Source organism: Bacteroidales bacterium (assembly GCA_035299085.1).
GTDB lineage: Bacteria > Bacteroidota > Bacteroidia > Bacteroidales > UBA10428 > UBA5072.
The window spans coordinates 135,595-150,659 of sequence record DATGXG010000014.1 but is presented as its reverse complement, the minus strand read 5'-3'; the positions used below and the strand labels follow the sequence as shown (position 1 = coordinate 150,659).

Sequence of the window (15,065 nt, the reverse complement as noted above, 5' to 3'; positions counted from 1 at the left end):
TATGCTAGGCGAAGTCTGTGACTTCGTCTTTACGTAACTGATAGTTAATTAAATAGTATTGAAGTTCCGTTCAGACGAAGTTGAAAACTTCGCCTAGCATTGTAATTAGTGATTGGTGACTAGCGACTGGTGACTGGTTGCCAGTGATTTCGCGACGCTCGGCTCAGGCTTTGCCTGAGTCGGACTATCTATGCAGGCTCCGGCCTGCTTCCAAAAATGTTTACTTGTAGCCGAATCGTCAATCGTAAATCTCTAAATCGTAAATCAATTACTGGATGACGATTTTACCTGTAAACATTCCTCCTCCGCTTTGTATTACAAGGTGATAGATTCCCCTGGCAAGATGCCTTACATCCATCTCATGATCCCGATCTTCCTCACTGAATTCCTTTATATACACCAGTTCGCCCTGGTTGCTGTATACTCTTACTGTACATTCACCTGCATTATCCATCTTAATCCTGAACAATCCGTCACCAGGGTTCGGATAAACAATGAATCCGGCATCGGCTTCCTGTCCGTTTACAGGCGATTGTAATTTAACCTGTACTGTCTTCGTTGCCTGGCAGTCGTTTAGCGCAGTCACAGTTACTGTATATGAACCAATTGCATTCACTTCAAATGTTTGTTCTGCTGAATTGTCCTGCCACAGGTATGCCTTATTGCCGGCACCGGCATCAAGCACATAAGGGAAACTTCCGACTGTGAGGTTTCCGTTCTCTTCACCAAAGTCGATTACAGGAGCAGGCAGTGCATCAAATGTCATGACCAGTGTATCGTTTTCATGTTTTTTGTCTTCGCCGAACAGCGTATAAAAGGCAATGGTGCTTGATCCCTGCTGCCCGACTGAAATTGTTTCCGTAAGCTGTAACTGTAAGACAGCGCCCGGATTAAAACTACCTGAGCGGGTAAGGGTATCTATCAGCGCCCTTGTGCCGTTTATATCACAGGCGACATAAATGGGAGCATTGCTACCGATTGAAGAAGGACCCAGGTTGGTAATTTTTACTTTTACCTGGCTGAAATCACCCGTACATCCTTCTGCCGGCATGTCCGTCCATGTTACGCCCACATCACCGTAAATAAGGAAGATACGGACTGAATCCCTGTCGTAACACATGGTTCGGTTATCCGTGGCTTTAACCCAGTATAGGCCGTCCTTTACCACATGATAATTATGGGTTGTAACCGTATCCTGCCACTGGTAGCTGTAATATGGTGAAACTCCGGCTTCCAGATCAATGCTGATATCCTCAATGTATTCGGTCGACGCCAGTCCGAAATCGACAACCGGCCTGTTATACCGATATACCGTGGTTTCCAGCGTATCATTGTTCGAACGCAAGTCACCTGTTGTGACCGTGGACGCCTGAAAGTCAAAATCTCCTGTTGTATTCAGGTCCACTCCTCCTTCGAAAGCAAATGCACCTGATGCTCCGGGTATAAGCTGTGAAGAAAGAGTAACTGTATCGGCTACGCGGCTTCCACCGTTGAAACAATAACTTACAATAATCTTACTGCCTGAAGGAACTGTATCCGTACCGGAATTAATGTAACGCATTGTAACCGGAACGTTGGTGGCAAAATGACAATCTGAAACGGGACTGGTGAACCCATCCGGCCTTACATCGCGGATCTTAAGCCGCACATAGGCGGTATCAGAATTATCGCACAAATTCTCATCGGTTACCCGCACCCAATACGAACCGCTTTCAGTTACCTGGCGGGTTTGTAAGGTTGTTCCGTTATCCCATGAATAGCCGGTGAAGCCCGCTCCCGCATCAAAAGTGTGTGACAGGGCCACTACAGTAAGATCCGGTCCCAGACTCACAACCGGACGGCCAAGTATGGCCACTGTTTTTGTTACCGTATCATTCAGAGTGATTGTATCGCCTCCATAAGTTGTATAGGCAGTGAAACTGTAATCACCTTTTTCTGAAAGATCAACCGGACCCTTTGTAAACCTGAAATCAACCGCTTTACCTGAATGTAAAGTCTGTTCAAGTTTGAGGGTATCTGAGACAACCGGTTCCGAATTCATCCTGAATGACACGGTGATCTTCTGGCCTGCTGCTATGCTGTCGGTTCCGTAATTCTTCACCTGCACCACAGCATATTCATGCTTTGTAAATCCGCAGTTATCAGCAGGATGAATGAATGACATTGCCCCGACATCATAAAAAAGAAGCTCTACATTGGTTGAATCATAGGCAGAACAACCATTTCCCCTTGAAGCCGTTACTTTCAGGTGCTGCCAGCCGTCATCCGAAACATGATAGGTGTTGGTTCCGGACGCACCGTTCCACCAGTAATCATAATCTGCATTATAAACAGTTTTCAGGATCACCGTATCCGGTAAATGTGTCTGAATGGTATCTGTTAAGCTTGTGAAAGGTGCCGGAAACACTGTAAAATCAAGAGAAAGCGTATCGTTGTTAGTCAGGTAAAACCAGGGGTTGGCTTCACTCAATGTGTAGGCAGTGATATTGTAATTTCCGGGTTCTGTAACATCTACCTCATTACTGAAAGTATGCTTTACGGCATATCCCGGTAACAGGTCCGCATTCAGCCTGAATGTATCGGTTTCCAAATGCCGGCCCTGGAAGTCAAAACCGACAATAATCTGATCATTTTGCTTAAGGGCGTTTATTCCCTTATTCTGAATCAATACCATTACTTTATCCGGATTGATACCCTGGCATTTGTTTCCGAATGAATCAATAACTGAAATACCGATATCGGTTGGAGCCGCATATATTCTGAACTCATCCAGTGCCATTCCCCTGAACGTGTTTTCTTCATCCGATGCCCATTTTATTCGAAACCTGACCTTCGGCTCTTCAAGCAATGATGAAGGAATCACCTGTTTTACTGTTTTCCATCCCTGTGAATTGATACCCGACCAACCTTTTGTTCCAAGAGCAGTCACATCACCGTCGTACCAGTTCCATTTCCACGGATAAGCATGAGCAGGCAGAAGATTCCAGGATATGCCATCGCTGCTGTATTCCACTGATGCGCCGTCTTTCTCTGATTCTGAATCCATCCACAGTTTGAATTCCATGATCATCTGATCATTTGAAATCAGGTTATAACATGAACTTTGCAGGTAAGCCGTATCACTTGTCAGGTAATTTCCATACGGGGAAGATATCCAGCTTTTATTGTATTCTGCCGGAATACTCCCTTCGGGAACTTTACAAAGCCACCGTGGGTCAGATCCATACGATTTCCAATATCCTCCACCCGTCTCAAATGTTTCATATTCAGGTGGTGTAACACTTTTCTGAATGAAAACCGAAGCGTTTTTTAAATCGTTTGAAGCATCCTGGTCACCGGGGGCCTGTACTTTTACTACAAACGAGCTGTAGCTTCCCGGATTAGGGAAATTCGCTGTATGCGCAAATTTATAACGTATTGTGCCGTCCTTTGGAACCGGGCCCGGAATGTATTCCGTAACCCTCTTACTTTCACTGCCGTCTATTGAAAAAAAAACCGGAATGTTAGTCCCCGATGCCCTGTCGGCATAATTCTGAACTTCAACGATCACCGAATCCATGCCCGGGTTGTGGCAATCGTCAACAGGCGCTTCAATAGCCGTTATTCCCAAATCATTTGTCAGATAGTTTCCTGTAACCGCAAAATTATCGATGTTGAAGCCCGCATAGGCAAAATTGGCATCAGAATAAATCACGCCAAACCTGATTTTCACAGCCGGCTTATGTGCAGCCAGGGCGTTGAATGCTTCACTGTTCACATAACCGGTCCAGTCATTATCGGGTGTTAGTGCATCGGTTTTGCTGTCCCATATTACATTCCAGGTTGCCCCGTTGTCATTGCTCACTTCTATTACACCATGATCGTTTCCTTCAAAAGCAATCCATTTTTTAAAGCTAAGTTTGACACCGGTATAATACTGAAGATTGATAGCCGGTGTTGTGGCATAATAGGCATTTGCCTGCGTAATATTGAACCGGTATTTACCATCCACTGTAAGATCGGTACCCATAACCTTAGTTCCTGAATAAGCATAATCCGGATCCTTAGTGATAAAAGCTGAATAACCTTTCGGAACAGCAGCCTCAAAGTCACTCTCAAGTGTCCATGCAGTGGTTCCCTCAAAACTATCAAAGAAAACCGACTGCTCAATCATGTTAACTCCTGACGGTGATTCATTAGCAGCAGGGTAAGTGCCAGTACCAACGCTCACATTGCCTGCATTGATTTTAAAGTCGGCAATGCTGTTATGCGGGGCTGTTTTTTTTATATCAGCAATAACCCATATGGCATTATAGCCTGTGGAAAGATTGTAATTCAAACCACTGAAATTTACCGTTCCGTTTGATATGCTAACCGGGGAACCAATCCTTAAAGAAACGCCCTTTGATACCGTTCTGTAACTGCTGTCGTGTGTGGCAACCAGTTCAAATCCGCTGGATGCAAAAAGACTGTCGTTTGAACTCAATGAATGGATAACCATAGAATTCAGTAACAAGGGATCGGTGTTACCCACAACCTGGATATCAATGCGCATTACCGGAATATCAGAGGCACCCGAAGGAATAGGACTTTGGGGAACATGTTTTACACTAAATGATTTCACATATCGCTTAATTATATCCCTTTCTTCAATCCGGACTTTATCAATACATACACCAAATTCACCATGTGCCATACTTAAGAAAGCCAGCTGGAAATTTTTGCAAAGGTATTTAGTGCCATAATCCTTAATGTTTATAGTGTGAATTGTCCATTCATCTATTCCTGCACTGTAAACAACAATGGTATCCCATGGAGCAGATGTACCGGCTTTAAAAAGAACTTTCAATGTATTATTTCCTGCAATTGATCTGTACATGGCATGAGCGAATGACAATTCCGGTCTTTTAGAATCGCTCAGGTCTATAGGTATGGTAACGATTTTCCGAACATCATCCTGAAAATCACTCCAGATATGAAAAGCATTGTAGGTGCCCTGGTAAGCGGCATCGGGATTGTAATTCAATCCTTCATCAATATATCCGCCTTTAGAATTAAAAATCCAGTTTTTGTTGGGATCAGATGGCTCATTAGTCCATTGTGCCCTGTCAGCTGACGTTTCAAAATACGACTGGAAATAACGTATCGTATCGGTTTGTGCCTCTACCAATACAACAAATATAAGCTGGCATAATATACTAAAAGACAGTCGTTTCATGGAATTGGGTTGAATGATGGTAATAACTTTACGGTTCAATTTTACGTATATATCCACCAAAGGTTATACCGTATGTAGCATGCCGTGGGCAAAGGCATGATAAGGCAACCTTTTGAAAACAAAGCAACTAAACCGCTAAACCATGGTTCTGAGGAAACTGATCATATCAGTATGTTTTCTAACTTTAACGCTCCTGTCTCAGGCGCAGACCGACAACCTGTTCTGGTTTGCAGCACCGGATATTTCGAGTGATCACGGTGATGCTCCCAAAAACGGAGCACCCATATACCTGCACGTTACAGCAGTTCTTCCCACAACCGTTACCATTTCGCAGCCTGCCAATCCTTTATTTACTCCGATAACCTTCAACCTGGACGAGTTGGAACACCGTACCGTTCAGCTTGATGCCATTATGGGTATCGACCAAATTGAAAATTATCCCCAGGCATTACCTCTTACTCCGGCCAACACACAAAAGAAGGCGTTCAAGATCACTTCATCTCCCGGTGATATTACCGTATATTATGAGCTGGATAACTATTATAACAGGGATATCTTCCCTTTGAAAGGAAGAAATGCACTGGGTACCCGCTTTTATGCATCCACCCAGAACTATTTTCCCAATGGCAATTATGCAGGTACTGCCTGGAGTGGATTTGTGGTGGCCGCCACGGAAAATAACACACGCATTGTAGTGTATCCAAACGACAGCTGGCTGTATTTCGCCTACACTCCTGGAGATTCCATTGTACTCAACCTGAATGCCGGTGAAACTTTTGCATTCAGGGCCGCATCTACAGCGGCCAACCGGCATATAAACGGCATTCCGGTTAAATCGGATAAGAACATTGTCATTACGGTGTATGATGACTCCATGAGGAAGAAAAACTCTCATACTTCAGACTGTACAAAAAACCTGAGCTATGATACTTTCGGCGATCAAATCATTCCGACCAATCTGATCGGGCATGAATACATCGTTATGAAGGGCCAGGTAATGGTTTCGACAGGAACCGACTGTCCCTCGGACGGAGGAGAAAGGATGTTCATTACCTCTACTCAGCCTAACACCCAGATTTATATTGATAATGTTCTTGTAACCACTCTTGCCAGTGCAGGACAGGTATTTAATTACCAGATTGACAACCCTACCGTTCATGTTTATGCCTCCAAGCCGGTTTACTTAAATCATGTAACAGGTTTCGGCGGTGAACTCGGAGGGGCAGTGCTTCCCACTATTGACGGTTGTACGGGTTCATACAATGTAACCTTTACAAGAACTCCCAATACAAACGATGCCTTTTTCATCAACCTGATGGCCCGTAACGATACTGTAAAGGGGAGCCCGACAAAAAACAAGAGCATCGAAAGCTTTTCCATTTTCAGCGGTGGCTCATCGACTGACATACCGGCATCCTATTTCGACTATATTCTTGATTCCACATGGATAGTGCTCAAAAAGACTGCAGAAGTAAATGCATTTATAACAGGTAAAATCCTGCCCGGCAATGAAGCACGTGTAAGTAATTCGGTAGCCCGCTTTCACCTGGGAATTATTAATGGTGGATCTACAACGGGATGTAAGTACGGTTACTTTTCTGATTATAAATCCGATTTTGTGAATGCAGGAATCGGTGGTGCCAATGCCACAAAACTGAAAACATACTGTTCGGTTGATCCTATTCACCTTGTTGCAAGCGGAGGAAAAAAGTACAAATGGTATGCAGAAACAAATCCTACTGACACTTTACGACTTAGTTCAACATCAGTTCCCGACCCATATTTTTCGCCTGAAACCAGTGGATTTTTCCGTTTCGGTGTTCATGTGCTGCGTGAATGCTTCGGTGATACAGTCCTGCATGTGGGTGTTTACGTCATTCCGGGTCCGGTTGCCATGTTCGAAGTGGAAACTGTTGAAGGTTGCTCACCTTTCAAGGCAACGATTACCAACCTTTCCGATACAAACAAAGCGGTCCAGAACTACTGGAACTTCGATACCCGTTACAGCGCTACCGTTAAACAAAGTACGCTGACCAATCCTTTCACCTATACATTTCCTGAAAACCTTACCGATTCTATTCAGAGATACACAATAAGGCTTACTGTGAAAGGTGATTTTAATATGTGTCCAAATTCAGAAGAAAAAATCATCAAAATTAAACCAAGCCTGAAGGCGGGATATACAATTGACACCAATTTGGGCTGCTCCCCGCTGGAAGTTCATTTTAATGACACTTCAATCGGGTATATTGATACGCTTAATACATACTGGGATTTTGGAACATACCAGCAAACCTATCGCCCCAACACGCATTACCTGTTTTACAATAACAAGCTTACCGACACCCAGATCATGACCAAGCTGGTAGCGGTTTCAAAATTCGGTTGCATTGATACGGCCAAAATCCCGATAACAGTGCACCCCTTCGTAAAAGCCAATTTCGGCCTCACCAATTTATCAGGCTGCTCTCCTTTCTCAACCGATATTAACCCGCTTGGTTCCACGGGTGTGCAAACCTATCACTGGTCAATAAGAGATGAAGACGGTATTATCATGGACAGTGCCTTTACCCGGAACAACGTTAATACATTCACTTTTAATCATAACGACGCTACGCAACCCAATCCGGATACCCTTTACGTGGGTATGTACGGAACCAACAGCTACAATTGTGCCGATACGGCCATCACTAAAAGGCTGATTATTTACCCTGAAGTTCATGCGATTTTCAGCGCTTCAGAAGATAAGGTTTGCGATTCAACTGAAATTGACTTTACCAATCATTCGGTAGGCTATAACCTCCTGCATGAGTGGAACCTGGGTGATGGTGCCTTTATGGTGGATACTACAGGCAACGCTTTCAGTCATTACTATTTCAACCGGACTTCAACAGCCCGCGATTGCCCGGTAACGCTGATCGCCACATCGGATTATTTCTGCGCCGACACAACACATGATACAATTGCCGTATATCCTTTCATAAAAGCCAACTTTGCCATCGATTACAGCAATAATTGTTCACCCCTTAACGTGCAGTTCACTAACACATCAAAGGGAGGTAATGATTTCAATTGGAAATTCGGCGACGGCGATTCATTTCATACAGCCCTGCCATCAGGAATGACGCATATTTATGAGAATAACTCGGACAATGACACGACGTTCTTTATTCACCTCAGAGCACAAAACTCATATGGATGCGCTGATTCACTTGAACGGTCAGTATTCCTGTTTCCCAGGGTAGTGGCCGATTTTGGTTTCACAAGTCCTAATGAAGGCTGCAATCCGCTCAATGTTATTTTTGACAATAACTCAAGGGGACAAAACCTTGATTTTATATGGGATTTCGGTGACAAAACCTATTCAACAAGCCAGAATCCCCCACCCAGGGTTTACAAGAATTCAACAGCCAAAGACACTACCTATTTTGTAAACCTGACTGTAATGAACCTTGCAGGGTGCGACAGCAGCGTCACTAAAACCGTTAAAGTATATTCAAAAGTAACAGCCGACTATTCAATTGAACGGGTTGACAGTTGCTCTCCATTCCGGATTAAGGTTGATAATTTTTCTTCAGGTGGAATTACTGATTACATTTGGAAATATACAGCCCAGGATTCTCTTACGCTCCATACCAATGCCGACCCGGTTATCCCGGTTTATCACAATAAGGGACTTGTTCCTTTAACTTATCCTTTTGTACTGAGAACAAGGAATTCACACGGATGCACAGCCCAGAAATCCGATATAATAACTGTATTTCCTGAAATGCACGCGAATTTTCATCCGGGTAAGATATCCGGCTGTGAGCCTCTGAAGGTAGATCTTGTCAATAATTCAAACCTCATCGAGGGAACAACTTTCTCATGGGATTTCGGGGATGGCAGGACTTCAAATCTGACCTCACCGGTAAATCATATATTCAACAATCTTACCAATATCACTGCCCCTCATACTATCAGACTGCAGGCCACCACACAATACGGATGCTTTGATGATACAACGATTACCGTGCAGGTTTATCCTTATATATACGCCAAGTTCAGTATCGACAAGCCGGCCATATGTTCGGATGAGCCCTTTGCAATCGACAGGAACAGTTCAGCCGGAGCTATTAATCACTATTACTGGAATTACGGTGACGGAACGGGAAATCATGAAAAAACCGATGCTGTATTCAATCACACCTATAATAATCCCGGAACAACCGACCTGAATCCTCACATTACTCTCACTGTTACTAATGCCCAGGGATGCGATACATCCTGGACTGAGACCATACCCGTGCATCCGCAGGCAGTTGCCGCTTTTAACGTGGATAATTCTGAAGCCTGCTATCCGCTTGACAGTAAGTTCAGCAACCTTTCCCAGCCTGCCATACCCATGACATGGTACTGGGATTTCGGCGACGGTTCAAGCTCTGCAGCTAAGAGCCCTGTACATAATTATAAAAATTTCAGTCGTACCGATGATAAGGTTTTCACTGTAAAACTCACCAGTACAACCACATTCGGATGCGACAGCACCATTTCAAAAACAGTCCGGATTCATCCCAAACCATTTGCCGATTTTAATTTCCCGAAGGCAGTTGACTGTCCGCCCTTTGCGGTTCAGTTTACAAATAGTTCGCTGGGGAATTCGCTTACCTATAACTGGAATTTTGAAAATGGCCATACATCAACAGAGAAAGATCCATCACAGACATTCTACAATACAGGCTCATCAATTGCTCAGAATGATGTGACTCTCAGGGTAAATACCGCCTTTAACTGTTCGGATACAGTGACCAAACCGGTTCAGATTTATCCCGAGGTGCAGGTTGACTTCAATGCGTCGGAATGGAGCGGGTGCAGTCCCATGCAAATAAATTTTGACGGCACCGCTACCAATGAAAATGAATATTACTGGTATGTCGACGGAAAGGTATTCAGCAATTACGAGGATCCGTCGTATCGTTTCACAAATGAGTCTTCGTCGGATAAAACGTATGATATCCGGTTTTACGCGGTTTCTATAAACGGTTGTTTTGATGATACGGTTAAGCACCTCACGCTGTATCCCAAGCCGCTGGCTGAATTCCTGCCTGATCCGCAGGCCCAGGACTTCGATACCCGTGATGATATTACAGACGTTACATTGAACAACCAGACCAACAACCAGGCTGCGTGGAATTATAAATGGACATACGGTGACGGAAACACTTCAACGGAGAATAAAGCTTCCTTTATCAAGAAATACATGATTTGGGGCGACATTAACAACGAGAACAGGATACCTGTGACCCTTGTAGCTACCAATAATAACCATCCCGAATGCAGTGACACCATTATGCATTATGTGATTATAAAACCTCCGCTGCCCAAAGTTGAAATAGGGGCGGATGTTTCAGGGTGTATGCCGCTGACAGTGAATTTCAGCGCCACCACAAAATATATATACCCCGATAGTTATCACTGGGATTTCGGGTACAACGGGGTGACATCTGATGAAAGCAATCCCGACGCTTTCGAATTCGATACAGCCGGTATGTATATTGTAAGACTTTCTGTAAGGGGTGACGGTGGTACCAACTGGGATTATAAAACAATCCAGGTTTATCCCAAACCGGTAATCAATTTTGATTTTGATCCGAAATATGCATGGCTGAGCAGTCAGACGGAACCGGGAACACCCATAAAATTCTTCAACAATACCTACAACGCAGAAATATTTGAGTGGGATTTCGGCGACAATACCGATAAGAGCTTCGAAAAACAACCGCAGCATGAATATAAAAAGGCAGGGGAATTTTATCCTGAATTGAGAGCGGAGAATGAAAACGGTTGCTTTGACGTGTTAAAGAGTGATGTTCCGGTTATTATCGAGGGTCATGGCTTCCTTGAGTTTCCCAATGCCATAACCATCATACCTGACAACCCGGCTGAAGAAAACTATGATCCGAATGAACCCCCGACAAGTCATAATCTTTTCAGGCCGTTGAACCAGGGTGTGCGGCGCTATAAACTTGAAATATACAACCGTTGGGGAGAATTGATTTTTGAAAGCACCGATGTAAATAAAGGTTGGAATGGCTTTATTAAAGGACAGCCGGTTAAACAGGATGTTTATGTTTGGAGGGTTACGGCAACTTTCACAAACGGGCAACCTTATGTGGCAGCCGGCGATGTGACCGTTCTTGTAACACAACCATGACAGTCTCATAAATTTAAACAATGATTGACAACCAAAGCCTGTAAAACTCGTATCTAGTAAGAACCTAAACGAACCGATTTTCTGATAAATTCATGCGCAGGCTTTTGTTCATATTGCTTTTAGCCTGGATGTACCTGTCCAAACCCTTTGCCCAGGATCCGCAATTCTCGCAATTCTATTCGAATCCGCTTTACCTGGGTCCGTCTTTTGCAGGAGCTGCCGGTGGAAGCAGAATCTGCGCCAACGTAAGGGATCAGTGGCTTGCCCTTCCCTCGACTTTTATGACGTACAGCTTTTCATACGACCACTATTTTTCAAAATTCAACAGCGGTTTCGGATTGCTTGGCTACAAGGATGCTGCCGGTTCGGGCGACCTTGGAACGCTAAGCCTGGGTGCACAATACTCTTATAATTTTAAACTGACACAGGAAATTTACGTTCGGCCGGGTTTGCATTTCTCTTATCGCGAAACCGGTATCGCATGGGATAAGCTCCGGTTTCTTGATGAAATAAGCTCCGACAATACTGAACCGCCCACAAGGAATTATGATCTTCCCGACGCCCGTGACGTCGATCTGGCACTTTCATTGCTGGTTTATTCACAGAGGATCTGGAGTGGCGTAACAGTTGACCACCTGCTTATGCCGAATGTTTCGTTGTATGCCGATAAACACCGGGTGCCCATAAAAACGTCTTTCTACGGGGGAGTTGAACTGGCAAGGAAAAGCAAACTGCTGAAACCTGATGCCGAAACCATGACAGTGGCATACCTGCTTAAAATGCAGGGACCCTATACACAGCTTGACTTGGGCGTTTACTGGTTCAAAAATCCGTTTGTACTGGGACTCTGGTACAGAGGCATACCGCCTTTCAATTCAGATCGCGGCGATGCCTTTATCATTATGGGAGGTTACAAAACCCATAATTTCAACATCGGCCTCAGCTACGACGTAACGGTTTCAAATCTTATAGGTAAAGCGGTGGGATCGCTGGAGGTTTCCATGAGCTTTAAATTCGCCATTCCCCGGCGAACCAAAAAAGGTGCCGTACCCTGTCCCGAGTTTTAGCCGAATTCTTATTCCTCTTTTTTTGATTGTTGCTTTAAAAATTTATATTTGCTACCCTAATTTACAACTATAAATTTCGAACAATGAAAAGAGTTTCGCTTGTTTTAAATATAGTGCTGGCTGTGGCTGTCATTGTATTGTACGTACTTCATTTCACCGGAACAGGAATGTCGAAGAATTCAAAAAATGACGCTTCATCAGCATCCGGAGTGAAGGCTGGCAGCGATATTTTTTATGTACAGATCGATTCGGTGATCAGCAACTTCGATATGGCTAAGGATCTTTCAGGAGAACTCGAATCCAAATTCAACAATTCCGATTCCCAGTTGAAATCAAGGCAGACAGCCTACCAGAAAGAAGTAAATGATTACCAGTATAAAGCACAGCGGGGACTGATAACCCGTTCAGATGCCCAGAACATCGAACAGCAATTGTATGCCAAACAGCAGGACCTGGTTACTCTTCAGCAGAACCTCACAAACGAAATCAATGAGCAGCAGGCCGTGATGAACCGCCAGGTTATCAATGCCATCATGGAGTACATGAAAGAAAACAGTGCAAAATTCAATTACAAATATGTGCTGGCCACTTCATTCGGCAACAACGTACTATATGCAAACGACAGCCTCGACATTACGAAAAGCGTGATTGCCGGACTGAATGAAAAATACAAGAACGATAAGAAGCAAAAATAAGCGGTAATCCCATGAGCTTTGCCGATCATTACCTGAGCAGGCAAAAGGGAATTACACCGCAAATTGTTACGCCCCCTTCTGAAAAACTGGCCTTTTCGGTTGTAATACCGGTTTATTGTGAACCCGATTTACTGAATACACTCAACAGTTTATGGAACTGTTACCGTCCTGAAGGCCATACCGAAGTGCTGATTGTAATTAACGCACCGGGTAATGCAGGTGAACAAATAAAAGGTATCAACAACAGGACAATTGAAGAAACGCAGGACTGGATCAGAACACATGATGATCCGGTCCTGCGTTTTTTCATTCTGAACTGCCAGGATTTGCCGGCGAAAGATGCCGGTGCAGGACTGGCGCGTAAAATCGGCATGGATGAAGCGGTTTTACGGTTTAATGAAATTGATAATCCCGATGGTTTCATCCTTTCGATGGATGCCGACAGTCTGTGCGACAGGAATTACCTGGTTGAAGTTGAAAAGGCGGTGATGGCCGACAGGAATATCCGGGGAATGGATATTTATTTCGAACATCCTTTGCAGGGAACCGAATATCCGGAACAGGTGTATAAAAGCATCGCGGAATACGAATTGCACCTGCGGTATGTAAACCAGTTTATGCGCTTTACCGGCTTCCCGTATGCGCATCATACTGTCGGCTCGTGTTTTGGTGTGAGAGCTGAAACGTATGCAGCACAGGGCGGGATGAACCGAAGGAAAGGCGGTGAGGATTTTTATTTTCTGCATAAAATTATTCCGCTCGGGCGGTTTGTAGATTTGAATACAACACGGATTGTTCCCTCCCCGAGAGAATCTTACAGGGTTCCGTTCGGAACAGGACCGGCGATCAGCAAGCGAATTTCCGAAGGCAGCGAGATGCTGACTTATGCAACGGAAGCTTTCACCGACCTGAGACAATTTTTTTCTGCCATAACCGAACTTTACAAAAAAGATTCTTCATCGGTCCACCGGAAACTGGGTAAATTTTCCCCTGCAATGAATGAATTCCTGGATCAGAACAATGTGCTACAGGCGATTGATGAAATCAATTCAAACACCGGATCCGCGGAAACGTTCGTCAACCGCTTCTTTAGGTGGTTTGATGCGTTCATGATGGTGAAGTTCCTGAATTTTACAAGCAGGCAGTATTACCCAAAGGTAAAGGTAACGGAAGGTGCGGCTGAACTGCTGCGACTGCTTAATATGCCCGCTGTATCAAAAGAGCCGCGGGAATTGCTGGGGGTTTACAGGAGGTTGGAAAGATACCGTCATTGAGAGGAGCGTGACCCTGATCGTCATTGCGAGGAGCGTGGATAGTCATTGATTATTGTTCAGATTTCCTGCGACGAAGCAATCTGCCCGGACAGGAAGAGCCTCGCAAAGAGCAATGGCCTTCTTGTAATCTGTCTTTGCCAGGGTGTGCCTGTGCTGGCAGATTGCTTCGTCGGCTTTAAATACTGCTATAATCACCTATTTGTCAAGCTCCTCGCAATGACGCGGCGGTCATTCGTCCACAATAATAAAAATATCCTCATTGTCCTTCTTCATGAGGTATTGTTCGCGGGCGAATTTTTCCAGGTTTTCGGAGTTTGTTTTTAATTCATTGATGCGTTTGCGGTCCTCGACAATTTTTTGCTCATAATATTCCTTCTCGCTCAACAGCTGGTTGAACTGGCTGGTTGTCTTCCGCCTGTCTGCCAGGTTATTCTGATCAAACAACAGAAGCCAGATGAAGAAAATGACCCCGGTGGCTACAAATTTATTGCGCAAAGCCTTACCAACCGGAGAGTTTTTATATTGCTCCCAGATTTTAATCGTTGTAGTCCTGATCTCTTCTATGTTTATCCTGGAACTCATTTTGCCTCTTGTGCCTGTAAAATTAGCATATCGCACCTTTGTTATCACCAGCATAAA

Annotated in this window: 6 protein-coding genes; 4 read left to right on the top strand and 2 right to left on the bottom strand. The window is 44.3% G+C overall.

What is annotated here, in order from left to right; all coding sequences use genetic code 11:
* Positions 1-268: 268 nt before the first annotated feature.
* Positions 269-5,197 (bottom strand): T9SS type A sorting domain-containing protein, encoded by a 4,929-nt coding sequence (locus VK179_04205; protein HLO57919.1) that lies wholly within the window; start codon positions 5,195-5,197, stop codon positions 269-271.
* 142 nt (positions 5,198-5,339) lie between these two features.
* On the opposite strand from VK179_04205, the gene VK179_04200 reads away from it, so the two are divergent.
* The 4 genes from VK179_04200 to VK179_04185 all read left to right on the top strand — a co-directional run bounded on the left by VK179_04200 (position 5,340) and on the right by VK179_04185 (position 14,426).
* Positions 5,340-11,390: a PKD domain-containing protein gene (locus VK179_04200; GenBank protein HLO57918.1), complete on the top strand. Its 6,051-nt coding sequence runs from the start codon at positions 5,340-5,342 to the stop codon at positions 11,388-11,390.
* Between the two features lie 92 nt (positions 11,391-11,482).
* Positions 11,483-12,457, top strand: a complete 975-nt coding sequence (locus tag VK179_04195; protein ID HLO57917.1) for a PorP/SprF family type IX secretion system membrane protein — start codon at positions 11,483-11,485, stop codon at positions 12,455-12,457.
* A gap of 83 nt (positions 12,458-12,540) precedes the next feature.
* Complete coding sequence (locus VK179_04190; GenBank protein HLO57916.1) at positions 12,541-13,152, top strand: OmpH family outer membrane protein; 612 nt, start codon at positions 12,541-12,543, stop codon at positions 13,150-13,152.
* Between the two features lie 11 nt (positions 13,153-13,163).
* On the top strand, positions 13,164-14,426 hold the full coding sequence (locus VK179_04185; protein HLO57915.1) for a hypothetical protein: 1,263 nt from the start codon (positions 13,164-13,166) through the stop codon (positions 14,424-14,426).
* 228 nt (positions 14,427-14,654) lie between these two features.
* Here VK179_04185 and VK179_04180 read toward each other — a convergent pair whose 3' ends face one another.
* Positions 14,655-15,062 carry a septum formation initiator family protein gene (locus VK179_04180; protein HLO57914.1) on the bottom strand — a complete coding sequence of 136 codons (408 nt, stop codon included), beginning with the start codon at positions 15,060-15,062 and terminating at the stop codon, positions 14,655-14,657.
* Between the last annotated feature and the right edge of the window lie 3 nt (positions 15,063-15,065).

Excerpts from the sequence above, each read along its gene's own strand:
- VK179_04200 (HLO57918.1), top strand. The coding sequence starts at position 5,340 with ATGGTTCTGAGGAAACTGATCATATCAGTATGTTTTCTAACTTTAACG.
- VK179_04185 (HLO57915.1), top strand. The coding sequence starts at position 13,164 with ATGAGCTTTGCCGATCATTACCTGAGCAGGCAAAAGGGAATTACACCG.
- VK179_04180 (HLO57914.1), bottom strand. The coding sequence starts at position 15,062 with ATGCTGGTGATAACAAAGGTGCGATATGCTAATTTTACAGGCACAAGA.
- VK179_04205 (HLO57919.1), bottom strand. The coding sequence starts at position 5,197 with ATGAAACGACTGTCTTTTAGTATATTATGCCAGCTTATATTTGTTGTA.
- VK179_04195 (HLO57917.1), top strand. The coding sequence starts at position 11,483 with ATGCGCAGGCTTTTGTTCATATTGCTTTTAGCCTGGATGTACCTGTCC.
- VK179_04190 (HLO57916.1), top strand. The coding sequence starts at position 12,541 with ATGAAAAGAGTTTCGCTTGTTTTAAATATAGTGCTGGCTGTGGCTGTC.